Here is a 25,645-nt window from a genome sequence, read left to right as displayed (position 1 = left end):
CACCAGCGTTACCATGGAATCTCCTTGCTTGTGATAGTTAGGGATTCAACTCGCGAACAGGTCGCACCTCGACACAACCCACCCTGGCTGCAGGAATGTTGCCGGCGACCTGGAGGGCTTCATTGAGGTCTTTGGCGTCGATCAGGTAGAACCCGGCCAACTGCTCCTTGGTTTCGGCGAACGGGCCGTCGGTGATCGACATTTTGCCGTTGCGCATGCGCACGGTGGTGGCGGTCTGCACCGACTCCAGCGCCTCGGCCGCGAGCATCCGGCCGCTGCCCTGGATCGATTCGGCGTAGGCCATGCACTCGGCGTCCCGGGGGCTTTCGGGCAGTGAGTGCAACTCCTGTTCGTTGCTGTAGACCAGGCATAAATACTTCATGGGGCTCTCCGATCGAACTGATCAACTATGGCTGCAGTTTGGCGTTTTGGCGCTGCTTCCCGACGATCAGGGTTCCAGGTTGAACAGCGTGGTGCCGCTCATCATGTCGAACGGCGCAGACCAGTGTTCGTGAACGATGCGCCATTGCCCGGCCTCGCGCCGGTAGCAGGCGGTCACGCGCATCCAGCAGGCCTGGGTTTCGCCTTTGTCGTTGGTGCCGCCGCAATGGGCCAGCCAGTGGGCGAAGGCGATGTGCTCATCCGCCACGATGTTCATGTGGTCGAAGTCAAACGTGTGCGTGCCCTGGCACATTTCCATACACTCCAGCCAATGTGCACGGTAGGCGGCCTTGCCGCGGATTTGCAGGGATTTGACCGCGTCGTAGGAGACGATGTCATCGCCATACAGGGCCATGATTTTTTCGACATCCTTGGCGATGACCGCCTGGCGATAGGTGTCGATCAGGGTCTGGATTTCGTGTGTCGCCGTCATGGTGGTTCTCCGTGGTTTTTGTTGTGAAGACACCCTTAGTCGTCCGGCAAGACGCCAGATCGACAGTCAAATTAAAAATAATCCTTGGACGCAAACTCGCTAGAATCCCACGCTCATTTCTGTTGGAAAAAGGACACTCCAGTGACATCCCGACTCGTGCCTTACGAAACCCTGAACACGCGCCAGCGCCAGCAGGTCGAGGCCATCGAAGTTCACAAAGAACAGATCAAGTTCTCCGGCGACATCCATGGTGCGTTGCACACCTTGTTGTCCAAACCGGGCCCCGGCGTCAAAGGATTTGCCCTGCTGGTCGATGACATCCCCGTTGCCTTCCTGCTGCTCAAACGCCCACCGGCGCTGCCCGCCTGGGCCGATGAACACAGCGCCACCCTGCATGCGTTGCAAGTCGACCAGCGTCATCAGGGCAAAGGTTATGGCAAGGCTTGTTTGCAAGCCCTGCCCGACATCGCGCGTCAGGCGTTTGCGGAAATAAAAGCGCTGGAGTTGTCGGTGGATGCGGACAACGAGGCGGCCATCGCGCTGTATGCAAAGTTCGGCTGGGTCGACAGCGGCGAAGCGTATAAGGGCCGGATCGGTTACGAACGGCGCATGTGTCTGATTTTCTGAGGTGGTTATGCTCAACAGCCTCGAAGCACTGGAAGCGATTGTTCATCATCCCGGGGATCGGCGAGACGTTGCGGGTCAACGGCACGGTGCAGATCAGCAATGAGCCGGGGTTGCCGGAAAGCTTCGCGGTCAACGGCAAACCGGCGCGCACGGTAATGCTGGTGACGGTGGAGGCGGCGTTTTTCCACTGCTCGAAAGCGATTGTGCGTTCGGATTTGTGGAACCCCGAGAAGCACCTGGATCGCTCGGCGCTGCCGACGGCGGGGGCGTTTCACAAGCGGTTGAATGGTGGGGAGTTTGATGCGCAGGCGTATGACCGGGAAGCACCGGCGAGGGTGCAGGACAGCCTCTACTGAAAATCACGGACTAAATGTAGGAGCTGCCGAAGGCTGCGATCCTTTGATCTTGCTTTTGGAAGATCAAGATCAAAGGATCGCAGCCTTCGGCAGCTCCTACGGGAGATCGGTTTACAGGTCCAAAATCATCTCATGCCAAGCCATCCCGCCATGATCCGAAGCGGAAGGCTTGACGTAGACAAACCCGAACCCGGCATACAGCGGAATATGCCGCTCTTTGCACATCAGGTTGATGCTGGTCTTGCCCAGTGCACGCATCCGCTCGATGAACTCGCCCATCAGACGTTTCGCCAGGCCCTGCCCCTGATAATCGGGATGCACCACTACCGACATGATCACCACGTGCGGGCCGGCCGGGTCGTGGCCGATCAGTTCCTTGAACGCCTCGTCCGACATCTCGACCTGAAACGCCGCCCCGGAGTTGATGAAACCGGCTACAACGCCGTCCACGTCGGCGACGATGAAACCTTCAGGCCAGGTGGCGATGCGGGTGGCGATTTTTTCCCGGGTGGCGGCTTCGTCGCCTTCGTAGGCAACGGTTTCGATGGCGAAACAGCGGTCCAGATCAGCAGGCAGGACGTTTCGGATGACGGGGTTCGACGAGTTCATGGCAGAACAGCAACCTTGGGGCAAGTGAGATGACAGAGTATCGCTCGCCGATTCTAACAATACTTGCCGGTCCTCGAACCTCCGAAACCCGGTACTCGTATGAAGTGCATAGGGTTCAAGGACGGCGCCGTAAAGCTTTCATATAACCGCTACCCAATGCCCCGGGTTCGTATTATCTATCTGTGCCTCGACGATTGAAGACGCCCAGCCACGGCAGGTTGAGCGCTTCTCGTCCCACCCACAGGACTGTGATCATGAGCACGACTCAAATCGGCTTACTTGTGTTGTTCAGCATTAGCTCGTTCGGCTTCATCACGCTGTACATCGATTTCCTGCACGAGCGCCGAATCAAGAAAGACAAGTGAGCGGCACAAGGCCGGGCGCTGCAACCAGCGCCTGCCCTTCCCTACAGCCCCATCAAGCGATAACCCACCTGCAATTCCGTGATGAAATGCTGCGGCTGGGCGGCATCTGCTTCCAGTTTTTGTCGCAGGTGCGCCATGTGTACCCGCAGGTAATGAGCACGATCGACGTAATCCAGCCCCCACACTTCCAGCAGTAACTGGCGATGGGTCATGACCCGGCCTTGTCCACGGATCAGCGCGCAAAGCAGGCGATACTCGATGGGCGTCAGATGGACCGATTGGTCCTCGCGCCGGACCTCGTGCGTGGCCAGGTCCACTTCGATCATGCCGAACGTCACCTTGCTGGTGACAGCGGCGGTCCCGTTCTGCACATGTCGACGCAACTGGGCGCGGATGCGCGCGAGCAACTCGGGCACGCCGAAGGGTTTGACCAGGTAATCGTCGGCGCCCGCATCCAGTGCCGCCACTTTTTCCTCTTCACGATCACGGGCCGACAGCACCAGAATCGGCACCGTCATCCAGCCCCGCAGCTCGCTGATCAATTGTTTGCCGTCACCGTCGGGCAAGCCCAGATCGACAATCACCAGATCCGGTTGACGGCTGGCGGCGTGGATCAGGGCGCGTTTGACGTTGTCGGCTTCGAACACCTGAAAACCTTCATCCTGCAGCGCGATACCGACGAAACGGCGGATGTTGGCCTCGTCCTCGACAATGAGGATGCGTGCACTGGTCATAGCGATTCCATGGAAGGCGGGTGACCCGCCGGTAGAGTGATGACAAAGCGGATACCCGAGGTGGCCTGGGGTTGAGCCTCGATCGTTGCGCCATGGGCCTGGACAATGCGTTTTGCCAACGCCAGCCCAAGGCCGATACCGGCCACGGCCGACTCCTGCTGACCCCGCGTGAACGGTTCGAACAAGCTCTGAGGTGTGCTGCCCCGAGGACAACCGGGACCGGCGTCGATCACCTCCAGCACAATGCTGTCTTCCTCTTGTCGGGCCGCCACCTGCACCAGCGTTCCGGCCGGGGTGTACTTGGCGGCGTTGTCCAGAAGGTTGACCAGCACGCGCTCGATCAACAGCGCATCGACTTCCACCAACGGCAACTGCGGCGACAGCGCGGTGCGCACGACATGCCGCGCCAACGGTTCACGCAGTTGACGCAAAGCGCTGCCGACGATTTCCTCCAGCGAGTGCCATTGCCGGTTCAGGCGCACACCGCGTTCCTGCATCCGGGCCATGTCCAACAGGTTTTCGATCAACCGCTGCATGGAACTGGCCTGATCGCGGATGCCGCCCAGCAACTGCGTCAGTGCTCCGGGCGGCGCATGGGGTGCCGCCGCATCTGCCGCGCCGATAATGGTGGTCAGCGGTGTGCGCAGGTCATGAGAGATCGCGGCCAGCAGCGTATTGCGCATGCGCTCGCCCTCCATCTGCACCAGGGTGCTCTGCGCCACTTCGACGAAATGCACCCGCTCCAGCGCGATCGCCAGTTGGCTCATGCACGCTTCGAGCAAACGCTGTTCTTCAGGCTCGTTCAATCGCTCGGGTTCAGCCAGTTCGAGTACCAACACCCCGCGTACGCGCATGGGCGCCTTCAACGGCAAATAGCGGCCTTGAGCGGCCGCCAGCGTATCGGTGCCCTGACCCGCGGGTTGGCCGTGGTCGTAAACCCATTGGGCAATGCTTTCATCGATCGCAAATGTACCGGCGCCACTGGAATGGACACTGTCTATAGCGTCCGGAAGTGCCAGCCCGCCCCGCGCTTCAAACACGCCGCTGAAGGTGCGCAGCGCCACCTCCGTGATCTGTTCCACCGTCAGCGCCGCCGACAGGTCGCGAGCCAGCCTTGCCAATGACGTCGCGCGCCGCTCACGGCCGGCAGCGGTGCGAGCCTCATGACGCAAGCGGGCCGTCAGTTGACCGGTGATCAACGCAATACCCAGCATCAGGGCGAAGGTAAAGAAATATTGGGTGTCATTGACCGTGAACGACCAGCGTGGCTGGACGAAGAAGAAATCAAAACACAGCACCGCCAGCATCGCCGCCCAGACACCCGGCCCGCGCCCGAAACGCAGAGAGACCAACACCACCGTGAGCAAAAACAGCATGACCACGTTGGCCAGATCAAACACCTGCAACAACAAGGCTGCCACCGCCGTGGCGGCAAAACAGGCCAGGCTGGCCCACAGGTACGCCGCAGCCCTGCTCGGCGGCAACGCTGCATCCGTGTTCACCGCAACCGCAAACACGACGGGCAACGGGCCATGAGCGATGACAATCTGGTCGATCTCGGGGTGACGACGGCTGATACGGTCACTGATCGACTGATGCCAGAACTGCCAGACCTTGCGCGGATAATGCCCGAGCACCAGGCGGTTGGCGTTATGTTCACGGGCAAACGCCACCAGAGTTTCGGCCACGTCCATGCCTGACAGCGTGGCCGTGTCGGCACCGAACTCAGCGGCCAGTGCCAGGGTTTTCATGGCGGCGGCATAGCGGTTCGCGCCGGCTTCACGGTGCTGAACCGAAGGCACATGGACGACTATCCAGTCCGCCTCGAGTTTTTGTGCCAGACGCGCCGCTTCACGAACCAGACGTTCATCCGAAGGGTATCCTGCCACGCCGACCAGAAGACGCTCGCGCGCGGGCCAAAGGGTGTTGATGGACCGCTCGCGGCGATAGTCGCGCATCTGTGCATCGACTCGATCGGCGGTACGCCGCAGCGCCAGTTCGCGCAAGGCCAGCAAGTTGCCTTTGCGAAAGAAATGCCGGGACGCGCGCTCGGCCTGGGGCGGCAGGTAGACCTTGCCGTCCTTGAGACGGCGTAGCAAGTCATCGGGTGGCAGGTCGATCACCACCACTTCATGGGCAGCGTCGAACAGATGATCGGGCACGGTCTCGCGCACCCGGATGCCGATGATCCCGCTGACGATATCGTTGAGACTTTCCAGATGCTGGACATTGAGGGTGGTCCAGACGTCGATGCCGGCGCGCAGCAGTTCTTCGACATCCTGCCAGCGTTTGGGGTGACGCGAACCGGGAATGTTGCTGTGGGCCAGTTCATCCACCAGCAGCACCGCCGGACGTCGCGCCAGCGCGGCATCCAGATCGAACTCGCTGAGGGCACACTCGCGATGCACCACGCTGTAGCGCGGCAGCAGTTCCAGACCGGTGAGCAGTTCAGCGGTTTCCCGGCGGCCATGGGTTTCGACCACGCCAGCCACCAGGTCACGGCCCTGAGTCACTTCGCGTTGGGCCGCGATGAGCATGGCACAGGTTTTCCCCACCCCGGCATTGGAGCCGAAATAGATGCGCAATTTCCCGCGCAGGGCGGCCTGTTCGTCTTGTTGCAGCTTCTCCAGCAGCGCGTCGGGATCAGGGCGGCCGTCACGTGAAGCGGTGAACGTATCAGTTACGAGCATGGCAATCCTTTTGAACTGCACGGCGCCACACAGGGCGCCGCGCAGTCAGTCCTTTCAAACCAGGCCAAGCCCGGCCAACAGCATGTCGATCACCTTGATCCCCACGAATGGCACCAGCACGCCACCCAGCCCATAGATCAGCAGGTTGCGATTGAGCAACGCCGCGGCGCCGATGGCTCGGTAGGTCACACCCTTCAGCGCCAGCGGGATCAGAAACACGATGATCAGGGCATTGAAGATCACCGCGCTGAGAATCGCCGAATTCGGGCTGCTCAAGTGCATCACGTTCAGGGCACCCAGTTGCGGATAGGTCGCGACAAATGCGGCCGGTACGATAGCAAAATACTTGGCCACATCGTTGGCCACGCTGAAGGTGGTTAACGCGCCGCGCGTCATGAGCATCTGCTTGCCGACTTCAACCACCTCGATCAGCTTGGTCGGGTTGCTGTCCAGATCGACCATGTTGCCCGCTTCCTTGGCGGCCTGAGTCCCACTGTTCATGGCCACGGCCACGTCCGCCTGGGCCAGTGCCGGCGCATCGTTGGTGCCATCTCCCGTCATCGCCACCAGCTTGCCCTGCGCCTGGTAGTCGCGGATCAGTTGCAGCTTGTCTTCCGGCCGGGCCTCGGCCAGAAAGTCGTCAACACCGGCTTCCACGGCAATCGCTGCCGCCGTCAGGCGGTTGTCGCCGGTGATCATGACCGTCTTGATCCCCATGCGCCGCAGTTCGGCAAAGCGCTCCTTGATGCCGCCCTTGACCACGTCCTTGAGCTCGACCACGCCCAAGGCCTTTTCACCCTCGCACACGACCAGGGGCGTACTGCCACGGCGCGAGACTTCATCGACCTTGCTCTGCAATGCCGACGGGAAGCTGCCGCCCAGCGCCTCGATGTGCTGGCGAATGGCATCTGCCGCGCCCTTGCGGATGCGCCGGCCACCGGCCAGATCGACGCCGCTCATGCGGGTTTGCGCGGTGAAATGCACGAAGCTCGCCCCCAGGGCATTGAGGTCCCGCGCCCGCAGGTCGAACTTCTGCTTGGCGAGCACCACGATACTGCGTCCTTCCGGCGTTTCGTCGGCCAGCGAGGCCAACTGCCCGGCGTCCGCCAGTTCCGATTCCTTGACTCCCGGCGCTGGCAGAAAACTGCTGGCCTGGCGATTACCCAAGGTAATGGTGCCGGTCTTGTCCAGCAGCAGGACATCAACGTCACCCGCCGCTTCCACCGCCCGCCCGGAAGTGGCAATGACATTGGCCGACATCATCCGGCTCATGCCCGCCACACCTATCGCCGACAGCAGGCCACCAATGGTCGTGGGGATCAGACAGACCAGCAGCGCCACCAGCACCGTTGCGCTGACTACGTCGCCGCCGCTCATGATCACCGCCATCATCGAGTACGGGCCCAGCGTCACGATCACCAGCAGAAACAGAAACGTCAGGCCCACCAGCAGAATGGTCAGCGCGACTTCGTTGGGTGTCTTCTGGCGCTTCGCGGATTCGACCATGGAAATCATGCGATCCAGAAACGACTCGCCGGGATTGACGCTGATACGCACCACCAGCCAGTCCGACAGCACTTTTGTGCCCCCGGTGACCGATGAAAAGTCGCCGCCCGCCTCGCGAATCACCGGCGCCGACTCTCCGGTGATCGCGCTTTCATCCACCGACGCCACACCTTCGATCACCACACCATCGAGGGGCACCAGATCGCCCGCCTCGATCAACACCACCGCGTCCTTGAGCAGTTCGCTGGAAGGCACTGGCCTCCAGGCGGAACCGTGTCGGGGTTGCTGCAACAGCTTGGCCAGGGTCTGGCGCTTCATCCCGCGCAGGCTGGCTGCCTGGGCCCGACTGCGCCCCTCGGCCAGGGCTTCGGCGAAGTTGGCAAACAGCACGGTGAACCACAGCCACAACGTGATGCTGAGAATGAAACCACTGGGGGCTTCGCCCTCGCCGCCCAGTGATTGAAGCCACAACAGCGTGGTGAGAATGCTGCCCAGGTACACCACGAACATTACCGGGTTCTTCCACTGCGCCTGGGGTAGCAATTTCCTGAAAGCATCCAGGCACGCCGTGAGCAACAACCCACGGTCAAACAAAGGCAAACGAACTTGCTTACTCATGGTTGTTTCTCTTGTTCACTGGCCGCAAGGGATGGCTGATGCGCAGGCGTCAAAGCATCCAGCGCGAGGTTGAGTTGCAGCACATTGACCCGGGGCTCGCCGAGCAAACCAAAGGTGCGTTGCTCAGTGTGGGCATTCACCAGCTTCAGCAGATCGGCTTCCGGCAGGTGACGCAGGCGTGCGACGCGCGACGCCTGAATCTGTGCGTTGGCCACCGAGATGTGCGGGTCCAGCCCTGACGCCGACGAGGTGACCGCATCCACCGGCACCTGGGCATCTGCTGCCAGACCGTTCTGCCGGCGGTAGGCTTCGACGCGCATGGCCACGGCGTCGATCAACTTCTGGCTGGTAGGGCCAAGGTTGCTGGCGCCACTGGAACCTGCGTTATACGGCTGTACCACGCTCTTGCTCGGGTCCAGTGGGTCAGCGCCGAGGGTCATGCTCGGACGCCCCTGAAAATACTCGGGGCGAGTGAAATGCTGGCCGATCACCGCCGAACCGATCACCAACCCGTCCCGTTCAACCAGACTGCCCCGGGCCTGATAGGGGAACAGCACGTTAGCCACCAGCGTGGTGAACAACGGATACACCAGCCCGGTCAGCAACATGAAGAACGCCGCCGAAATCAGCACCGGGCGCAAAAGGCCGACAAACAGAAATTGCACCTTGGTTTGTGTTTGTACTTGAGTCATCACATCCCCCTCACTTGTAGGTCTGGCCGGACAGCAACTGCAGTTGCTCGACCAGCGGGCCGAGCGCGAGCGCCGGCAGGAAAGTCAGGCCGCCCACCACCAACACCACGAACACCACCAGAAACATGAACAGCGGCGTGGCGGTCGGGATGGTGCCGGCACCGGCCGGGATGTTCTTTTTCATCGCCAGGGAACCGGCGACCGCGAGCATCGGCAGCATCGTGAAGAAACGTCCGAGCAACATGGCAAGACCGATGGTGGTGTTGAAGAACGGCGTATTGGCATTCAACCCGGCGAACGCCGAACCGTTGTTGGCTGTGCCCGAGGTGTAGGCATACAGCACCTCGCTGAAGCCATGAGGTCCCTGGTTGTTGAGGCTATTGAGGGTGTCGGGCCAGAGTGCCGCCAGGGCGGTGAAGCCGAGAATGCAGATGGGGTGCGCCAGCACCGAGAGCATGACCAGCTTGATCTCCCGTGCCTCAATCTTCTTGCCGAGGAATTCGGGGCTGCGACCGATCATCATGCCCACCAGAAACACCGTCAGCAGCGCGTACTGGATCAGGTTGATAAAACCCACGCCGTCGCCACCGAACACACAATTGAGCATCATCTGCGCCAGCGGTACGAAGCCGCCCATGGGCGTCAGCGAGTCATGCATGGCGTTCACCGAGCCGGTGGTTGCGCCGGTGGTGGTGGTCACGAACAGGCTGGTGTCGGCAATCCCGAAGCGCAATTCCTTGCCTTCCATGTTGCCGCCACTCTGGGTGGCCGACAGCACTTGATCCGCGCCCACCCGAGTCAACAGCGGGTTGCCACTTTGTTCGGCGGTGTAAACGATGCTCAGAAAGCCGACGAACATCACCAGGAACGTGCCAAAGAACACCCAGCCCTGACGCCGACGCATCAGCATGCTGCCGAAGGTGTACGTCAGCGCTGACGGGATCAGCAGCATGCTGAGGATATGCAGCATGTTCGTCAGCGGGGTCGGGTTCTCGAACGGGTGGGCGGCGTTCATGCTGAAAAAACCGCCACCGTTGGTGCCGATGTGCTTGATCGACTCGAAGCTCGCCACCGCGCCGACGATCAATTGCTGCTGCGCGCCTTCCAGCGTGGTCGCAAGGGCCTGGGAGTTCAGGGTTTGTGGCATGCCTTGCCAGACATAAACCAGCGCCATGCCAAAACACAGTGGCAGCATCACCCGGTACAGGGTGCGAGTGAAATCCACCCAGTAGTTTCCGATGTCAGCGGAGTTCGAACGGCTGAGGCCGCGAATGAATCCCGCGGCGGCCACAACGCCCGCTGTTGCGCCGACAAACATCAGGAAGGTGATAACCGCCATCTGGCTGAAATTGGACAGGCTGGTTTCACCTGAATAAGCCTGCCAGTTGGTATTGGTGATAAAAGACGCAGCGGTATTGAACGCCAGATCCGGTGTTTGCGCGCTCAGCCCCAAGGGGTTGAGCGGCATGAAACCTTGCAGGCGCAACACGATGTAACCCAGCAACATCATTGCCGCGTTCGACAGCAACAGGGCCGAGCCGTAACGTGCCCAGCCCATGGTTTCAGTCGAATCGATCCCCAACAAACGATAAGTGGCGCGCTCCGCCAAGGCATGGTTTCGCCCGGTGAATACCAGCGTCAGCCACTTCCCCATCAAGACGGCGAGCCCGGTCATCAACCCGAGAATCACCGCAAATTCCAGCATAGTGCTCAACATGTCGATGCTCCGTTCAAATCTTGCCCATGGCGACGATGACCATGGCTGTCGCAGCAAAAAACACCACGCTAACCCCCATGAAAATCAGGTCGTACATTGCCGGTTTCCTTTCTCAAGACCGCCCTGGCGGGCGAATAAAAACGCCTGTGCCGCAATGACTGCGGCCATCAGAACTTCTCTGCATGGATAGGGGCGTAACCCAGGTAGGCAAACAACAGGGCGGCGCACAGGCCGCTGGCGATGTAAATGAACTCGAGTGTTAACAAGACAGCTCCCCCTGACAAAACGAAAGGACACCCGCAATCGGGTCCCGGCAGAGCGCGTCAGAGCAAAAAACGCACTGAATACGCGCTCTAATCTGCGCTGTGCAGGTTAAGTGAGGGGGTATCAAGGACAGACACTGATTGGGGGCTGCGGTATTAAGACGGCGTATAGATCGAGCGAAACGGGCGGTAGGCGGGAGGCAATGCGAGGGGGCAACGACAGTCACGAACGGGCACTGTGAAGTGCCCGTTCCAGGCTTGGTTCACTACGATTTGAGGGGCAGCCAGATTTCCAGCACACCGGTGTTGAGCTTCGGGTTGAAGTCTTCGCTGTAGCGTTCGAATTCCGGGGCGTCCGCCGCCTCTTTACCGGACTGCGGCAACCAGGTTTTCCAGATGTACTGAAACGTCGCGGGCAACTGGTCCAACGAGCCCTTATGCTCGAACACCGCGTAATGCTGGGGTTGAACCTCAACCCAGCGGTACTTCTCGGGCAGGTCGTCGAGTTTGTCGATCTCGACGCCGGCGATGTATTCGAAGCCGCCCTTGCCATCCGGATTGCAGCAGATGCCGTAGGTTACTTCGCTTTTTTGACCGGGAATTTTACCGATTTCGGGGATAAATTTATCCCAAAGGTCCGGAATCCCCTTGGTTGTGTCTGCGGTAAATCGTCCACCAAGCCCTGCAATGAGCAGAAAGTGCCCGTGTTCAAAACGTGGCTCGGCCGGTTTTACGCCTGATTGCTCATCCATGACTCAACTCCTGAGACGAAAAAAGTGGGTTCGGCTGGGAGTATAGAAGCTAAAACTCATCCCAAGCGATTGAAATACAAGGCTGTAAGCCAGCAAATACGCGGGCTTTAGCCGTTTTATCGGTACAAGCAATTACAAGTAAATCTAGTGGTAGCTAGCTTTGAACAGTGGTAGAAATTTCTTAGTTACCACGAGGCTCGCCGCCATGAGCAAGCATAACCTCACCGACCTGAACGTAAGGAATGCCACATGCCCGGACGGGCAGAAGATCAAGAAGTATCACGACGGCGGTGGCCTTTATCTGTGGTGCATGGCGGATGGGGCGCGCTGCTGGCGCTACCGCTATTACCTCGACGGCAGGGAACGCGGCATGGCGCTGGGAACGTACCCCAAAGTCAGCCTAGCCGACGCCCGCAAGGCCGTCGAGGTACAGCGCGCCATCCTGCAAACCGGCACCGACCCGGCGAAGGAAAAGAAGAAAGCCAAGCAAGCCGACAAGCTGGCGAAGGATGATTCCTTTGAGGCGTTGGCCAAGGAGTGGTACGAAACCCGCTCACACACATGGTCAACTAAATATGCCGCTGACGAATGGGCGCGTCTGGAACAGTACGTGTTCCCAGCCCTCGGCAAGCTGCCGGTGAAAGGCATCGAAGCCCCTGATCTGATCGCCGTACTGCGCAAAGTGCAAGCGAGCGGTGCCAACTCGTCAGCCTTCCGCGTGCTCTCAACCGTTCGGCAGATCCTCGACTTAGCGATCAACAGCGGGCGGTTGGCACACAATATCGCCATCGGTCATGAGGGTGCGTTAAAGGTTCACAAACCTAAAAACCGCGCGCACGTCGGTGCAAAAGAATTCCCCGATTTGGTTAAAGCGATTGCCACTTACGATCAGATCGGCACTCGCGAAGTCATGCTCGCTCTGCAATTGATCACGTTGGTTTTTACTCGCGCCAATGAATTGCTCCAAGCGGAATGGTCGGAATTCGATTTCGATAGATTGCTGTGGGAAGTCCCCGCCTCCCGCATGAAAATGGAAAAAGAACTGCTGGTGCCGTTAGCACCACAAGTAGTGGCTATTTTAAAAGAATTAAAAGCCATGAACCCGAACAGTAAATTTATTCTACCGGGGCGCGGCGGGAAAAAAGGGCTTTCCGCCAACGCGCTGTTAAGTGCATTGGATTCGCTCGGTTATGGCAAAAAACAAACCGTACACGGCTTCCGACACATCGCCTCTACGATCCTTTGAGCGAACAGGTCTGCGACCACCAGCGCGGATACGTCATGACTCAAATGCGGATTAAACAAATCATACCCATCAGCGACCAAGTCGAAGGCGCAACAGCCGCAATGGCTCAGCAGCCGAAGACGCGAGCCATCGGGCAGCGGTATGATTTGGACAGCCTTGCGTTCGTCGGTGCCGTCGAGAATCGCCTTGGCGATTTGCAGGCGGATGGCGGTATTGAGGGATAAGGTAGGCATGGCGGGGCACTCCGCTTTAGCCAGCATTTATAAAGCACGGCCATGACCATGCGTGCGCCCGGCAAGTTGGGGGATTAAATCGGCGCACCCTTGAGTTTAGTCCATACACTGCGAACGGCTTTATATTAGCGATAAATGGTTAATTGAAATATTCATCCACATAAGCTCGCTCTGCTTCTGTAATTCCACGGTTTTCCGCTAGGTATATGTTTGCGATTGTCTGGAGTGATTCTTGGTGGTGTGAGGCATCAGAGGCGTCGCAGCCGCTCATGTATAATTGGCTTTGGGTTGATAGCCATATCAAGTCAACTGCCGTGATTAAAACAAGTGGGCCAGAATCAGGAGAAATTATTGGATAGTTTAGATATGTAACGCCTACACCAGAGCTTGAGTGTAATTTAAATTTTTCAAGAATTTGTTCATTTCCAGATTTTCGCTCATCACGGCTTTTATCCAAGGTTTCACTTCGGCCATGGCCGCGTCCAGCATTCCAGCCAACGACGCCAGCAACAACTATCAATACTAGTGCGAGAAACTCCATTGGCACTCCTTGCTTAGCAGGCTCTATGCCTGAAAGCCTAACGTTTAGGTTGAGGGGCGGACTTGAGCCCGCCCCAGTGAGCGAAGCGAACGACTTGAACCGTTTGTTATGAGTTTTTCACACTCTTGATTAAATTGCCTATTTGCTCAAAGCCATCAAAAGTGCTGGGCAGCTTTTCAGGATCAGAAAGAATCCCGCTAAATATTAAATTTTCAAATTTCTCCAGTGCCCCGGAGTCTTGTTTTTTTATTTCTAAAAAGTATCCAGCATAACTCTGAATAAACTGGCAAAGCGTCTGCCTTAATTCAAGCTGCATGATTTGTGCTTTTACCGATCTATGGTTGATCAGAATGATTCTGAAGAAATAAATTAAAATTAGCTCAATGGAAATCAATGGTATTAGAATGATTAGATGGTTGGCAGTGAAGGATTTTCCGCCATATATCTCGCTTGCGGCGAATACAATTTCAGCAATAAGGGGTGAGAGGATGAGAAACCCCATACCTATTAATGACCAAAATAACCCGAATGATTCTTTGGTTTTTTTCTCGGCTAGATCAGAGAACCCTTTGTATAGCCCAACAAAATTAAAGCCAATTTTATATTCGTCGAGTTTGTCTTTTAGTGCATCTGTTATGGTCTTTTTTTGTTCGATTTCTTCGTCCCATTGATTTTTAAGTTTTTCGGCTTCAGCTTTTCTCTGTTCGAAATCTTTGAAGACGCCAATATTTGCGTCATTAATAAACTCTTTAGCTATATTGGCGGGCATTATGTATGAGGCGTAAATAATTTGAGACCTAACGTTATCTTCCATTTCAGCATTATCATGCTCAATCCTATTCCTAATTGATCGCAACTCCATGCTAAGTTCTTTTCCGGGGCCTACCAGAAAGTCGAATTCGCAAAGAAACCTATAGGACATTGAGTAGATATTATCAATGTCTGCTGGCTTTTGTGGATCAAAATCCCCTAGCCATTGAATAAATTGACCGCCTATATTCTTAATATTAAAGCTGCACCGATCGTCCCATTCTTCAGGTGATTTGTGGATATATCCAATTATCTCTCTTGATAAAGATAGCCGTTTGGCTCTTGCTTTGTCGTCAACATGAGCAGCTCTGGCTTTACGTAGGAAATCAGCCAAAACCTTAGAGTTATCTTCATTTCCGAAAAACATTGCTACTCCATTTTTGCGAAGGGCGCATAACTACTATTAGCCGCTATGGCGTGTCGTACCTTGTTGTCCTGTAAATCCCTGTCTAGCTTAGAGGTGGTCGCGGCAAACGCTACCTATTTGCCATTAGCCTGTCCACCGGCAGCTCGGGACACCCGGAACTGCCGAATCTGCGTCCCGACAGATTTCGACCTGCGGCAAACGACAAGGGCCTGCATCGCTGCAAGCCATCGTGGTAGACACTCGTGGTAAGCACTAAATGACCGACGGTATAAAACTATAAAATTCAATAAGTTAAGTCGATAGCAGCTCTGCGAGTATAGAAGCCAAACCCGATTCGCCCAATTACAGTGCATGCAACGCCTCGACGGCGCCCGCACCCACAAACTCATTATAGCCCGATAGAATCACGTACACCGCGAAATAGCAGAAGATCGCCGCCGATGCCATGTAGGAATAACGCAAAAGCTTGTCGCCCAAAAGTTTGCCGCCATGACTCGCCGCGAAGCACAGACCTACGCACCAGAGCACACCGGCGCAGAGAAAACCGCCGAGAAACAGCGCCGAACTGAGGCCGCCACCGCCACCGGAACGCGCGATCAGTGTGCCGCCCACCGCGGCAAACCAGAGAATCGCGCTGGGCGACGACATGGCGAGAAAGATCCCACGAAAGAATTCTTTGCGGTGGGAGTTGTGACCGACTTCGGTGGTCTGGGCCAATACCGCCTCGTGGTGAATCGCCGAATGGATCATCTTCGCCGCGAAGTACACCAGCAACGCCGAACCGCCGACCCACAGTACCCAACGCACGGTTTCGTATTGAAGCAATACGGTCATGCCGGCCAGCGCCAGCACGGCGTAAATCAGATCACCGACGCACGTCCCCAACCCCAGCGCAAAGCCTTGAAAATAGCCGCGCTGCATCGCCAGGGTAATCATCGCGATATTGGCCACGCCGATGTCCAGGCACAGTGAAAGGCTCAGTAAGAAGCCACTGCTAAATTCCATCGACCGATTTCCTTCGGAAAAAATTGTTTACGTTGAGGCTGGACAGTTTGCCACACCTGCCCTTACATTCCGCCACAGGTCACCGCAGTGACCAGCGTCGCTCGGACGGTTCCGGGCGCTTACGTAATCCGAGGCACCATTCAATGGCCGAACAAGGTTCGCCGCGCCGCTTTGCGCGCATAGATCGACTCCCCCCTTACGTTTTCAACATCACCGCCGAGCTGAAGATGGCCGCCCGTCGTCGTGGCGAAGACATCATCGACTTGAGCATGGGCAACCCCGACGGCCCGACGCCGCCGCACATTGTCGAAAAACTCGTCACCGTCGCCCAGCGCGAAGACACCCACGGTTACTCCACGTCCAAGGGCATTCCGCGTCTGCGCCGGGCGATTTCCAACTGGTACAAGGAACGCTACGAGGTCGATATCGACCCGGAAAGCGAAGCCATCGTGACCATCGGTTCCAAGGAAGGCCTGGCGCATTTGATGCTCGCCACCCTGGACCAGGGCGACACGGTCCTGGTGCCGAACCCGAGCTACCCGATCCACATTTACGGTGCCGTGATTGCCGGCGCCCAGGTGCGTTCGGTGCCGCTGATTCCGGGCGTGGACTTCTTCGCTGAACTGGAACGGGCGATTCGCGGCTCGATCCCGAAACCGAAAATGATGATCCTCGGCTTCCCGTCCAACCCGACCGCGCAGTGCGTGGAGCTGGACTTCTTCGAGCGGGTGATCGCCCTCGCCAAGCAGTACGACGTACTGGTGGTGCATGACCTGGCCTACGCCGACATCGTCTACGACGGCTGGAAAGCCCCGTCGATCATGCAGGTGCCAGGCGCCAAGGACATCGCGGTGGAGTTTTTCACCCTGTCCAAAAGCTACAACATGGCGGGCTGGCGGATCGGCTTCATGGTCGGCAACCCGGAACTGGTCAACGCCCTGGCGCGGATCAAGAGTTACCACGACTACGGCACCTTCACCCCACTGCAAGTTGCGGCGATTGCGGCGCTGGAAGGCGATCAGCAGTGCGTGAAAGACATCGCCGAGCAGTATCGGCAGCGACGCAATGTGCTGGTCAAAGGCCTGCATGAACTGGGCTGGATGGTGGAAAACCCGAAAGCGTCGATGTATGTCTGGGCGAAGATCCCCGAGGCGTATGCGCACCTGGGTTCGCTGGAGTTCGCCAAGAAACTGCTGGCCGAAGCCAAGGTGTGCGTGTCGCCGGGCGTGGGGTTCGGTGAGTATGGGGATGATCATGTGCGCTTCGCGCTGATCGAAAACCAGGACCGGATTCGTCAGGCCGTGCGCGGGATTCGCGGGATGTTCAGGGCGGATGGGCTAGTCAGCAAATCCTGACGCCTGACACATAACACTGTGGGAATCACACTACTGTGGCGAGGGAGCTTGCTCCCGCTGGGCTGCGAAGCGGCCCCAAACCAGGCACCGCTGTTCTTCAGGTAGAACGCGTTTACCGGATTTACGACTGCTTCGCAGCCGAGCGGGAGCAAGCTCCCTCGCCACAAGAAGTGCACTCCCACAGTGTTCTCGCCCACAAAAAAACCGCATCTTGCGGTTTTTTTGTGTCTGACGAATGTGCTTAAACGAACAACGACAACAGCAGGATAAAGCCCAACCCCACCACAGACAGGATGGTTTCCATCGCCGTCCAGGTCTTGAAGGTTTCTGCCACGGTCATGTTGAAGTACTGCTTCACCAGCCAGAAACCGGCATCATTGACGTGAGACAGGATCAACGAACCGGCACCGGTGGCCAGCACCAGCAACTCACGGTTCACGCCCGGAATCATCCCCACCACCGGCACCACAATGCCTGCGCCGGTAATGGTCGCCACGGTCGCCGAACCGGTGGCAATACGGATCACCGCCGCCACCAGCCACGCCAGAAGGATTGGCGAGATCTGCGCGGCCACCGCCATGTTGCCGATGACATTACCAACGCCGCTGGTCACCAGCATTTGCTTGAAACCACCACCGGCACCAATGATCAGGATGATCGCGGCGGTTGGCGCGAGGCTCGCATCCAGCCATTTGAGCATCTGGTTGGAACCGATGCCCTGCTTGTAGCCGAAGGTATACAGCGACAGCAGCAACGCCAGCAGCAGTGCCGAGATCGGGTGACCGATCAGGTCCATGAAGGTGCGGAAGAAGTTGCCGTCCGGCAGCACCACATCGGCAAAGGTCTTGAGCAACATCAGGAAAACCGGCGACAGCACGGTGATCAGGGTGATGGCGAAGCTCGGGAGATCCGCAGAATCGTTCTCACGCGCCAGTTGATCCACCAGTTCCTGGTTCGGATGGCCGGGAATGTATTTGGCAATGAAAGTGCCGTAGATCGGGCCGGCGATAATGGCGGTCGGCAGCGCAACGATCAGGCCGTAGAGAATGGTCTTGCCAATGTCGGCACCGAATACGCCGATGGCCAGCAGCGGGCCCGGGTGCGGTGGCACCAGACCGTGCACGGCGGACAGGCCGGCCAGCAGTGGGATACCGATCTTGATGATCGACACGCCGGTACGCCGGGCGACGATGAACACCAGCGGAATCAGCAGCACAAAACCGATTTCGAAGAACAGCGGAATGCCGACCAGGAACGCGGCGAACATCATCGCCCACTGCACCTTGTCCTTGCCGAACGCGCGAATCAGGGTCTGGGCAATTTGATCCGCCCCGCCCGACTCGGCCATCATTTTGCCGAGCATGGTGCCCAGCGCCAGGATGATCCCGACAAAACCGAGCACCCCACCGAAGCCGTCCTGGAACGCTTTGATGATGGTGCCGATCGGCATGCCGGAGGTCAGCCCGAGGAAGGCTGCGGCGATGATCAGGGCAATGAACGGGTGAAACTTGAACTTGGTGATCAGGACAATAAGCCCGATCACCGTGACCACTGCATCGAGCAGCAGGAACGTCTCGTGGGACATGCCAAACATTAGGGGTGTCTCCTGGTTGTTGTTATTAAAGCGGGTAATTCGATAGCCGTAAGGACAGCGCTATCTCTTCAAGAAAAAATTAACCGGCGCGTTTCAAGCCGTGTTCCAGCCACCAGGCATGCGCCTGTTTCGCCAGTTGATCGACGCTGTGGTTCGACGCGTCGAGGGCCAGGGTCAGCGGTTCGCCAACGGGGGATTCAAGGGTGGCGAACTGGCTGTCGATCAACGTCGACGGCATGAAGTGACCCGCCCGATGGGAGACACGATCGGCGGCCACTTCAGGCGTGAGTTCAAGGAACACGAAGCCCAGGCCCGGCAAGGCGCTGCGCAGACGTTCGCGGTAAATGTGTTTGAGGGCCGAGCAGGTCAGCACCGGGCGCTCGCCCGTGGCATCGACGCGGCGCAGTTCATCGCACAGGCTGTCGAGCCAGCCGGCGCGGTCGTCGTCGTTCAGGGGAATGCCTGCGCTCATCTTTTCTATATTGGCGGCAGGGTGAAAAGTGTCGCCTTCAATGGCCGTCGCGCCGCTGAGCTCGCACAAGGCTTCGCTGACGCACGTCTTGCCGCAACCGGCAACGCCCATGATGACCAGGGCGGTGATGGGATGATTCATGTAACACCTCAGCGCGCAGACAGCGCTACCTTTGAAAGCTATGACACTCGTTCAAAAGCAGAAGTTGCCGACGCCTTCTTGTCATTTTTGTGGGTTGCAGCATGTTCGTTCCCGACGCCGAAAAGCGAGGTTCAGGCAAAACTCGCTAACGCATTTGCAGCCGCTTCGGGACAGCGCTACCTTAGTGCCTTGAATTTTGTTTGGCAAGCCGCCCGATGACCTCCCCTAAAAACGATAAAAATACTCGAACCACTGGCCGTCCTACTCTGAATGAAGTTGCCCGACTGGCCGGCGTCAGCCCGATTACCGCCTCCCGCGCCTTGCGCGGCGTCAGCACTGTGGCCACCGAACTGGTGGAAAAAGTCCAGAAAGCGGCGCTTGAACTCAACTACGTGGTCAACCCCGCGGCCCGCGCGTTAGCCTCGGCCCAGAGCCATTCCGTCGTGGTGTTGGTGCCGTCGCTGTCCAACTTGCTGTTCATCGACACGCTGGAAGCCATTCATCAGGTTTTGCGTCCCAAGGGCTTCGAAGTGCTGATCGGCAACTTCCATTACTCGCGTGATGAAGAAGAAAACCTGCTGCGCAATTACATGGCCTATCAGCCGCGCGGCTTGCTGTTGACCGGGTTTGATCGCACCGAAAGTTCGCGACGGATGATTGAGGCGAGCAATATTCCCTGCGTGTACATGATGGAACTGGACAGTGGCGCCGGGCTCAATTGTGTCGGTTTCTCGCAGCTCGCCGCCGGCGAAACGGCGGCGGAGCATTTGCTCTCACGCGGTCGCAAACGCCTTTCTTACATTGGCGCGCAACTGGATCAACGCACGTTGCTGCGCGGCGAAGGGTTCCGCAAAGCCCTGCAAAAGGCCGGTCGGTATGACCCGGATCTGGAAGTACTGACCCCGCGCGCGTCCTCCGTCGGTCTGGGTGGCGAGCTGTTCCTGCAACTGATCGCCAGTCACCCCGATGTCGATGCAATCTTCTTCGGCAACGACGACCTGGCGCAGGGCGCACTGCTTGAAGCGATGCGCTGCGGAATCAAAATCCCCGAACAAGTGGCGATCCTCGGTTTCAACGACCTGCCGGCCTCGGCCCACATGGTCCCGCGCCTGAGCAGCATCAGCACCCCGCGCGAGGCGATTGGCCGGCGTGCGGCGGAGCAGATGCTGACCTTGATGGCGGGCAACACGGTGGTGAAGCCGGTGCAGGACATGGGGTTTGAGTTGAAGGTGCGCGAGAGTACCTAAGCACGACACTTCACCCTTGTGGCGAGGGGATTTAGCGAAACGTCGCACCGCCCCGTTGGGTTGCGAAGCAGCCCTGAAATCAGGCAACGAAATCTGTCTGATAGACAACGTAGTCAGGATGGGGGCTGCTTCGCAACCCAACGGGGCGGTGCGACGTTTCGCTAAATCCCCTCGCCACAGGTCAGCTACGCAGCATCAGTGCACCAACAAGCGGCGCATCACTCATACCGTGGGTTTTCAACTAACCTTGATTATGTCTCTCAACTTCAGCGCTGCCCGACCCCGCTTGAGTCGCACAGTAGCCGACACGCTGTTAGATTCCCGAAGCGTCGAATCGCTAAAGGAGTGGCTCAATGGAACATGCACTGAAAATTCTCGGTAAAGCCTCATCCATCAACGTCAGAAAAGTCCTTTGGACCTGCGACGAACTGGGCCTTTCCTACGAGCGTGAGGACTGGGGCAGCGGGTTCGCATCAACCCACAGCCCGGAATTTACCCGGCTCAACCCCAACGCGCAGGTGCCAGTGATCGTCGATGAGGCCGGCGTGCTGTGGGAATCCAACACCATCTGCCGCTATCTGGCCGGCAAACACCCGCATGCGGATCTGCTGCCGCACGAACCGGCGGCGCGTGCTCGGATTGAGCAATGGATGGACTGGCAAGCCACCGATCTCAACACCTCCTGGAGCTACGCGTTTACGGCGCTGGTGCGCAAAGATCCGGAGTTCCAGGACGCGCATCGCATTGCCACCGGCCTGCGCGACTGGAATCAGAAGATGAGCATTCTTGAGCATCAACTTGCGACCACCAAAGCCTATGTCGCCGGACCACGGTTCACGCTGGCCGACATTGTCATCGGACTGTCCGTCAACCGCTGGCTGATGACCCCGATGGATCGACCCGATTTCCCCGCCATCGACGATTATTTCCAACGGTTGGCACAACGCCCGGGATTCCTGAAACATGGCTGCAACGGCCTGCCTTGAAGCCATGCCTGCTTCGGTTGGTCAGCGCTAATAAACACTGCGCAGTTGCTTTTGTAGGAGCACGGCTTGCCGATCAGTTAAGCGAATTTTGTAGGAGCGAGCTTGCTCGCGATGGACGCCAACGATAACGCGTATTCTCTGAATACACGCGTCGTCCTGAAGTCCATCGCGAGCAAGCTCGCTCCTACAAGAGTCAGCTTTCGCTTAACTGATCGGCATTACGGCAAGCCGTGCTCCTGCAAGTCTGCATTTCAGTTCAACTGCAACGTTGAGTTGAACTGGCTGATCGCATCCACGACATGCCGCGACCCCTGCTGAATTTCCAGAATCACCTCCCCCGCCTCATTCGCCAGTTCCACCCCAAGACCGGTCCGGCTCAAACTCGACTGCATGCTCGACACCGCGCTCAATGACAAATCATGGTTCTTGCGCACCACGTCGACGATCTCCAGCGTCGCCTGACTGGTGCGCGCGGCGAGGCTGCGAACCTCATCGGCGACGACTGCGAACCCACGCCCGTGCTCCCCGGCCCGGGCCGCTTCGATCGCCGCGTTGAGCGCCAGCAGGTTGGTCTGATCGGCAATGCCGCGAATGGTCTGGACGATGGTGCCGATGATGTCGGACTGTTTGCTGACCGCGTCGATGCTCAACGCCGCCTCGTTCAAATCCCTGGAAATGTCCTGGATGATCTGCACCGTTTGCTGCACCACCTGCGATCCCTTCTGCGCACAGGCGTCGTTCTGGACCGAGGTGCTGTGGGCCGATTCGGCAGCGGATTGCAGGGTGGTCACCTGATTCGTGATGTCGCTGGCGAACTTGACCACTTTGTACAGCTGGCCCTTGGTGTCGAACAACGGGTTGTAGGACGCTTCAAGGAAAAGGGTATGGCCGTGTTTATCTTTGCGCTCAAAACGGCGCGAGTGATATTCGCCGCGATTCAGTGAGGCCCAGAACACTTTGTAAGCCTGGGATTCGACTTCGGCGCGGGGGCAAAACAGACTGTGGTGCTGACCGACGACTTCTTTTAGCGAGTAATGGGTAGTCTTCAGAAAGTTTTCATTGGCAGTGATTACATGGCCTTCGGGGGTAAATTCGATCACCGCCATGGAACGACCGATCGCCGCGAGCATGCTTTCGCTTTCGTGTTCCTTGTAGACCCTGGCAGAAATGTCCGTGGCTACTTTGATCACGCTTTTTACCTGGCGGTCGGGGCCGAAAACCGGCATGTAACTGGCTTCGAGCCAGATCTCCTTGCCCCGCTTGTTCAAGCGCAGGAAGGTGCCGCTGACCGGTTCGCCACGGGCCAGGTCACGCCACAATCTGGCGTAGTCTTCGCTGCGATAAAACGCTTCTTCGCAAAAGATCCGGTGATGTTTGCCACGCACGTCTTCGACGCTGTAACCCGTGGCGGCGCAAAAGTTTTCGTTGGCATCGAGGATGATGCCTTCAGGGGTGAACTCAATCATCGCCATCGAACGGCTGACGGCGGCCAACTTGGCGTTGGCCTCGGTCAGCGCGTAACTGTAGCGCTCGATTTCCAGCAGGTCAGCCTTGTGATGTCGGTTAAACATGGTCGTGTCACCCTAAGCGCGGTCATTTGATTGATGAAAGTTCTTCGGTCTTTCAACGTTCCATGGAACTGGCACACGCACTCCTCCACAGGAGGAATGGTCAGGTGATCGATGATGTTGAATCGGAGAGTCCATGTGGCAACGCTCTTATCAAGACATCCGTCTCTTGATAGCCCGGGACCGGGCCAACCCTGATGTTTTCATAAGTAACTCCCTTTACCGAACAGCTCCCTGTTGCTCAGCGCCGGTGCCTTGGGTTGCGCACTCTTGAGCCTCGGCCCCTCATATTGTGACCGACTTAGTTAACTACGTCACAGCATAGACAGTCGCGCCAGTCTTGCAAGGCCACTATTATGCTATCACCGAGGACAAAATCGGTTCAGCTCGACCCGATTCATTCAGCCAGCATGCCCAACAACGCCTGCACCGCCGCCGAGGATGGTTTCAGGAGAGGGTTGATTCTCGACCAGTCGGGATGGCGGCGTTGGCTGCTGAATCTTTGTAAGCCATGAGACCATTCGCGAGCAAGCCCGCTCCCACAAGGTTCCAGGGTGTGAACACTATCTGCCACACACCGGAGATCCCTGTGGGAGCGGGCTTGCCCGCGATGACATTCTTCCAGGCGCTGAAGAAATTACAGACTCGAACTCACTTTGGTAGCCACTTCACCCGGCACCCACCCCTTCCACACCTGCGGCTGGTCACGCAAAAACGCTTCCGCGACCTGACGCGGTTGCTGGCGCTTTTCGCTCATCCGGGCAAGGGTCTCGTTCAGCAGACCGATCGGAAAATCGACTTTCTCGAAGAACGCCACCAAATCCGGATACTGCGTCTTGAACGGTGCGGACACGCCGATGGCCAGGCTCGCCGGCATCGAGCGCGTGCCTTTAGGGTTCGGGTTATTGGCATCGGCCAGGGTCTTCCAGGCTTCGGCGTCAAACGGCGGCTCGTCGAGTTTCACCAGTTTGAAACGGCCTAACAGCGGCGTCGGCGACCAGTAGTAGAACAACACCGGCTTGCCTCGGCGGATCGACGAGGCGACCTCGGCATCCAGCGCCGCGCCGGAGCCGGTGCGGAAGTTGACGAAGCTGGTGGTCAGGTCATAGGCCTTGAGTTTCTGACTGTTGACGATTTCCGAGGTCCAGCCGGTCGGGCTGTTGAGGAAGCGTCCGCGGCTCGGGTCTTCGGGGTCGCGGAACACATCCTTGTAGCGCGCCAGGTCGGCGACGGATTTCAGCTCGGGAGCCAGCGGTTTGATGCCGCGCTCCGGGTCGCCCTTGATCACGTACTCCGGCACCCACCAGCCCTCGGTGGCGCCTTTGACAGTATCGCCCAAACCGAACACTTTCCCTTCCGCGGCGGCTTTGACCCAGGCCGGACTGCGCCCGGCCCACTCTTCGCCAATCACCTGGATGTCGTTCTTGGCCAACGCGGCTTCGAGGGTGACGGTGCTGCCTGGCAAGGTATCGGTCGGGTAGCCGTAACCTTTTTCGACGATCAACCGCAGGATCTCGGTGATCAGGCTACCGCTTTCCCAAGTGATGTCACCGAAGTGGATCGGTGCGGTTTTTTCTGCGGCGGGAACATGGCTGGCCACGAGGCTCAGGGCGAGCAGCGAACTGCCGAGCAGGGTTTTGATCGTTTTCATGCGGACCTCTGGTGCAAGGGTTCATTGGCGCTGTGCTGGGCGCACAACGCTTGGGAGCGGGTCATGTAGACGCTGACCGAGCGTTGGGAAATGCCCAGCTCGGCAGCGATTTGCGGGTAAGTCAGGCCATCGATTCGCGATAACAGGAACGTCGCCCGAACCTTGCCCGGCAAGCGTTCCAGCGTTCGGTCGAGGCCGTGCAACGCCTGGGTCAGTTGCAGCAGTTCCTCGGGTGAACTCGCTTGCGGCTGATCGAGGTGTTGCAGTTGATCGAGGTGCTGACGTTCAAGATCACGGCGACGCCAGAGCTGATAGATCAGCCGGTGGGCGATGGTGGTGAGCAAGGCACGAGGCTCGCGAATCGGGGTCAGGCCCGGGGATTCGAGCAGTTGCGCGAAGGTTTCGGCGGCGATGTCTTCGACGCTGGGACTGGCCCCCAGATGCCGTCGCAACCGTGCGCACAGCCAGGGGTAATGGGCGCGGAACAATCCGCCCACGTCATTGCGATGGGAAAAGTCGGTGCCGGACATAGAGGCTCCAAGGGTTAGGGTCGCTGAATGTCCGGTGGTCCGGTGAAGCGAATCCTAGCAAGGAGCCTTATTCATTAATAATACTTAAAAAGCATT

General features: G+C 58.2%; 24 protein-coding genes and 3 pseudogenes. 8 read left to right on the top strand and 19 right to left on the bottom strand.

Annotated elements, in window-relative coordinates; translation table 11 throughout:
* Positions 1-37: 37 nt before the first annotated feature.
* Both ACYZTL_RS22560 and ACYZTL_RS22555 read right to left on the bottom strand, forming a co-directional pair.
* The gene (locus ACYZTL_RS22560) at positions 38-382 is read right to left on the bottom strand and encodes a YciI family protein (protein ID WP_461953595.1); all 345 of its coding nucleotides are present in this window, start codon (positions 380-382) and stop codon (positions 38-40) included.
* A 66-nt stretch (positions 383-448) separates the two neighbouring features.
* Positions 449-874, bottom strand: a complete 426-nt coding sequence (locus ACYZTL_RS22555) for a YybH family protein (RefSeq protein WP_461953594.1) — start codon at positions 872-874, stop codon at positions 449-451.
* Between the two features lie 141 nt (positions 875-1,015).
* Between ACYZTL_RS22555 and ACYZTL_RS22550 the strand changes: the two genes are divergently transcribed.
* Together ACYZTL_RS22550 and ACYZTL_RS22545 are read left to right on the top strand one after the other, a co-directional pair.
* Positions 1,016-1,501: a GNAT family N-acetyltransferase gene (locus tag ACYZTL_RS22550; protein ID WP_461953593.1), complete on the top strand. Its 486-nt coding sequence runs from the start codon at positions 1,016-1,018 to the stop codon at positions 1,499-1,501.
* Between the two features lie 38 nt (positions 1,502-1,539).
* A pseudogene (locus tag ACYZTL_RS22545) lies at positions 1,540-1,857 on the top strand (PNPOx family protein); the annotation flags it as partial.
* A 111-nt stretch (positions 1,858-1,968) separates the two neighbouring features.
* On the opposite strand, the gene ACYZTL_RS22540 reads toward ACYZTL_RS22545, so the two are convergent.
* From ACYZTL_RS22540 to ACYZTL_RS22505, 8 genes are all read right to left on the bottom strand, one after another.
* Positions 1,969-2,466, bottom strand: a complete 498-nt coding sequence (locus ACYZTL_RS22540) for a GNAT family N-acetyltransferase (protein ID WP_461953592.1) — start codon at positions 2,464-2,466, stop codon at positions 1,969-1,971.
* A gap of 406 nt (positions 2,467-2,872) precedes the next feature.
* Complete coding sequence (locus ACYZTL_RS22535) at positions 2,873-3,565, bottom strand: response regulator (protein ID WP_461953591.1); 693 nt, start codon at positions 3,563-3,565, stop codon at positions 2,873-2,875.
* Entirely contained in the window at positions 3,562-6,255 is a 2,694-nt protein-coding gene (locus ACYZTL_RS22530) for a DUF4118 domain-containing protein (RefSeq protein WP_461953590.1), read from the bottom strand. Before ACYZTL_RS22530 ends, ACYZTL_RS22535 begins: the two co-directional genes overlap by 4 nt.
* A 54-nt stretch (positions 6,256-6,309) precedes the next feature.
* Positions 6,310-8,379, bottom strand: coding sequence for a potassium-transporting ATPase subunit KdpB (kdpB, locus tag ACYZTL_RS22525; RefSeq protein WP_461953589.1), 2,070 nt, complete (start codon positions 8,377-8,379; stop codon positions 6,310-6,312).
* Positions 8,376-9,071 (bottom strand): K(+)-transporting ATPase subunit C, encoded by a 696-nt coding sequence (gene kdpC / locus ACYZTL_RS22520; RefSeq protein WP_461953588.1) that lies wholly within the window; start codon positions 9,069-9,071, stop codon positions 8,376-8,378. Before kdpC ends, kdpB begins: the two co-directional genes overlap by 4 nt.
* A gap of 10 nt (positions 9,072-9,081) precedes the next feature.
* Positions 9,082-10,788, bottom strand: a complete 1,707-nt coding sequence (gene kdpA / locus ACYZTL_RS22515; protein WP_461953587.1) for a potassium-transporting ATPase subunit KdpA — start codon at positions 10,786-10,788, stop codon at positions 9,082-9,084.
* A gap of 167 nt (positions 10,789-10,955) precedes the next feature.
* Positions 10,956-11,054, bottom strand: a complete 99-nt coding sequence (locus ACYZTL_RS22510; RefSeq protein WP_461953586.1) for a potassium-transporting ATPase subunit F — start codon at positions 11,052-11,054, stop codon at positions 10,956-10,958.
* A gap of 263 nt (positions 11,055-11,317) precedes the next feature.
* Complete coding sequence (locus ACYZTL_RS22505) at positions 11,318-11,803, bottom strand: GyrI-like domain-containing protein (protein ID WP_461953585.1); 486 nt, start codon at positions 11,801-11,803, stop codon at positions 11,318-11,320.
* Between the two features lie 205 nt (positions 11,804-12,008).
* Between ACYZTL_RS22505 and ACYZTL_RS22500 the strand changes: the two genes are divergently transcribed.
* Positions 12,009-13,049: a tyrosine-type recombinase/integrase gene (locus tag ACYZTL_RS22500; RefSeq protein WP_461953584.1), complete on the top strand. Its 1,041-nt coding sequence runs from the start codon at positions 12,009-12,011 to the stop codon at positions 13,047-13,049.
* 35 nt (positions 13,050-13,084) lie between these two features.
* On the top strand, positions 13,085-13,273 hold the full coding sequence (locus tag ACYZTL_RS22495) for a hypothetical protein (RefSeq protein ID WP_461953583.1): 189 nt from the start codon (positions 13,085-13,087) through the stop codon (positions 13,271-13,273).
* Positions 13,274-13,421: 148 nt separating this feature from the next.
* On the opposite strand, the gene ACYZTL_RS22490 is transcribed toward ACYZTL_RS22495, so the two are convergent.
* From ACYZTL_RS22490 to ACYZTL_RS22480, 3 genes are all read right to left on the bottom strand, one after another.
* Positions 13,422-13,823 (bottom strand): hypothetical protein, encoded by a 402-nt coding sequence (locus ACYZTL_RS22490; RefSeq protein ID WP_461953582.1) that lies wholly within the window; start codon positions 13,821-13,823, stop codon positions 13,422-13,424.
* 106 nt (positions 13,824-13,929) lie between these two features.
* A complete protein-coding gene (locus ACYZTL_RS22485) occupies positions 13,930-15,000 on the bottom strand; it encodes a hypothetical protein (RefSeq protein WP_461953581.1) in 1,071 nt (356 codons plus the stop codon).
* A 342-nt stretch (positions 15,001-15,342) separates the two neighbouring features.
* Positions 15,343-16,005, bottom strand: coding sequence for a LysE family translocator (locus ACYZTL_RS22480; RefSeq protein ID WP_461953580.1), 663 nt, complete (start codon positions 16,003-16,005; stop codon positions 15,343-15,345).
* 143 nt (positions 16,006-16,148) lie between these two features.
* On the opposite strand from ACYZTL_RS22480, the gene alaC reads away from it, so the two are divergent.
* Positions 16,149-17,360 carry an alanine transaminase gene (alaC, locus tag ACYZTL_RS22475; RefSeq protein ID WP_461953579.1) on the top strand — a complete coding sequence of 404 codons (1,212 nt, stop codon included), beginning with the start codon at positions 16,149-16,151 and terminating at the stop codon, positions 17,358-17,360.
* Between the two features lie 241 nt (positions 17,361-17,601).
* Here alaC and ACYZTL_RS22470 read toward each other — a convergent pair whose 3' ends face one another.
* Both ACYZTL_RS22470 and ACYZTL_RS22465 read right to left on the bottom strand, forming a co-directional pair.
* Positions 17,602-18,954, bottom strand: coding sequence for a GntP family permease (locus ACYZTL_RS22470; protein ID WP_461953578.1), 1,353 nt, complete (start codon positions 18,952-18,954; stop codon positions 17,602-17,604).
* Between the two features lie 79 nt (positions 18,955-19,033).
* Positions 19,034-19,567 (bottom strand): gluconokinase, encoded by a 534-nt coding sequence (locus tag ACYZTL_RS22465; protein ID WP_461953577.1) that lies wholly within the window; start codon positions 19,565-19,567, stop codon positions 19,034-19,036.
* Between ACYZTL_RS22465 and ACYZTL_RS22460 the strand changes: the two genes are divergently transcribed.
* From ACYZTL_RS22460 to ACYZTL_RS22450, 3 genes are all read left to right on the top strand, one after another.
* Positions 19,559-19,786: a hypothetical protein gene (locus tag ACYZTL_RS22460; protein WP_461953576.1), complete on the top strand. Its 228-nt coding sequence runs from the start codon at positions 19,559-19,561 to the stop codon at positions 19,784-19,786. The two genes, ACYZTL_RS22465 and ACYZTL_RS22460, sit on opposite strands and share 9 nt — an antisense overlap.
* Positions 19,783-20,814, top strand: coding sequence for an HTH-type transcriptional regulator GntR (gene gntR / locus ACYZTL_RS22455; protein WP_461953575.1), 1,032 nt, complete (start codon positions 19,783-19,785; stop codon positions 20,812-20,814). The genes ACYZTL_RS22460 and gntR overlap by 4 nt, the downstream gene beginning before the upstream one ends.
* A 353-nt stretch (positions 20,815-21,167) precedes the next feature.
* Positions 21,168-21,800: a glutathione S-transferase family protein gene (locus ACYZTL_RS22450; protein ID WP_461953574.1), complete on the top strand. Its 633-nt coding sequence runs from the start codon at positions 21,168-21,170 to the stop codon at positions 21,798-21,800.
* Between the two features lie 251 nt (positions 21,801-22,051).
* Here ACYZTL_RS22450 and ACYZTL_RS22445 read toward each other — a convergent pair.
* The 4 genes and pseudogenes from ACYZTL_RS22445 to ACYZTL_RS22430 form a co-directional block, all read right to left on the bottom strand.
* A pseudogene (locus ACYZTL_RS22445) lies at positions 22,052-22,483 on the bottom strand (methyl-accepting chemotaxis protein); the annotation flags it as partial.
* 111 nt (positions 22,484-22,594) lie between these two features.
* Positions 22,595-23,266, bottom strand: a pseudogene (locus ACYZTL_RS22440) (PAS domain-containing protein); the annotation flags it as partial.
* Positions 23,267-24,005: 739 nt separating this feature from the next.
* On the bottom strand, positions 24,006-25,019 hold the full coding sequence (locus ACYZTL_RS22435) for an ABC transporter substrate-binding protein (protein WP_461953573.1): 1,014 nt from the start codon (positions 25,017-25,019) through the stop codon (positions 24,006-24,008).
* Positions 25,016-25,549 (bottom strand): sigma-70 family RNA polymerase sigma factor, encoded by a 534-nt coding sequence (locus ACYZTL_RS22430; protein WP_461953572.1) that lies wholly within the window; start codon positions 25,547-25,549, stop codon positions 25,016-25,018. Before ACYZTL_RS22430 ends, ACYZTL_RS22435 begins: the two co-directional genes overlap by 4 nt.
* Between the last annotated feature and the right edge of the window lie 96 nt (positions 25,550-25,645).

The organism is Pseudomonas sp. LB3P81, assembly GCF_054897965.1.
Note: the sequence above shows the minus strand (reverse complement) of the source record. Positions and strands in the feature narration are given on the sequence as shown.

Coding starts and splice junctions, on each gene's coding strand:
- ACYZTL_RS22540 (WP_461953592.1), bottom strand. CDS start 2,466: ATGAACTCGTCGAACCCCGTCATCCGAAACGTCCTGCCTGCTGATCTG.
- ACYZTL_RS22485 (WP_461953581.1), bottom strand. CDS start 15,000: ATGTTTTTCGGAAATGAAGATAACTCTAAGGTTTTGGCTGATTTCCTA.
- ACYZTL_RS22555 (WP_461953594.1), bottom strand. CDS start 874: ATGACGGCGACACACGAAATCCAGACCCTGATCGACACCTATCGCCAG.
- ACYZTL_RS22460 (WP_461953576.1), top strand. CDS start 19,559: ATGATTCATGTAACACCTCAGCGCGCAGACAGCGCTACCTTTGAAAGC.
- ACYZTL_RS22495 (WP_461953583.1), top strand. CDS start 13,085: ATGACTCAAATGCGGATTAAACAAATCATACCCATCAGCGACCAAGTC.
- ACYZTL_RS22430 (WP_461953572.1), bottom strand. CDS start 25,549: ATGTCCGGCACCGACTTTTCCCATCGCAATGACGTGGGCGGATTGTTC.
- kdpA (WP_461953587.1), bottom strand. CDS start 10,788: ATGTTGAGCACTATGCTGGAATTTGCGGTGATTCTCGGGTTGATGACC.
- kdpC (WP_461953588.1), bottom strand. CDS start 9,071: ATGACTCAAGTACAAACACAAACCAAGGTGCAATTTCTGTTTGTCGGC.
- kdpB (WP_461953589.1), bottom strand. CDS start 8,379: ATGAGTAAGCAAGTTCGTTTGCCTTTGTTTGACCGTGGGTTGTTGCTC.
- ACYZTL_RS22530 (WP_461953590.1), bottom strand. CDS start 6,255: ATGCTCGTAACTGATACGTTCACCGCTTCACGTGACGGCCGCCCTGAT.
- gntR (WP_461953575.1), top strand. CDS start 19,783: ATGACCTCCCCTAAAAACGATAAAAATACTCGAACCACTGGCCGTCCT.
- alaC (WP_461953579.1), top strand. CDS start 16,149: ATGGCCGAACAAGGTTCGCCGCGCCGCTTTGCGCGCATAGATCGACTC.
- ACYZTL_RS22535 (WP_461953591.1), bottom strand. CDS start 3,565: ATGACCAGTGCACGCATCCTCATTGTCGAGGACGAGGCCAACATCCGC.
- ACYZTL_RS22490 (WP_461953582.1), bottom strand. CDS start 13,823: ATGGAGTTTCTCGCACTAGTATTGATAGTTGTTGCTGGCGTCGTTGGC.
- ACYZTL_RS22435 (WP_461953573.1), bottom strand. CDS start 25,019: ATGAAAACGATCAAAACCCTGCTCGGCAGTTCGCTGCTCGCCCTGAGC.
- ACYZTL_RS22470 (WP_461953578.1), bottom strand. CDS start 18,954: ATGTTTGGCATGTCCCACGAGACGTTCCTGCTGCTCGATGCAGTGGTC.
- ACYZTL_RS22480 (WP_461953580.1), bottom strand. CDS start 16,005: ATGGAATTTAGCAGTGGCTTCTTACTGAGCCTTTCACTGTGCCTGGAC.
- ACYZTL_RS22505 (WP_461953585.1), bottom strand. CDS start 11,803: ATGGATGAGCAATCAGGCGTAAAACCGGCCGAGCCACGTTTTGAACAC.
- ACYZTL_RS22500 (WP_461953584.1), top strand. CDS start 12,009: ATGAGCAAGCATAACCTCACCGACCTGAACGTAAGGAATGCCACATGC.
- ACYZTL_RS22465 (WP_461953577.1), bottom strand. CDS start 19,567: ATGAATCATCCCATCACCGCCCTGGTCATCATGGGCGTTGCCGGTTGC.
- ACYZTL_RS22450 (WP_461953574.1), top strand. CDS start 21,168: ATGGAACATGCACTGAAAATTCTCGGTAAAGCCTCATCCATCAACGTC.
- ACYZTL_RS22560 (WP_461953595.1), bottom strand. CDS start 382: ATGAAGTATTTATGCCTGGTCTACAGCAACGAACAGGAGTTGCACTCA.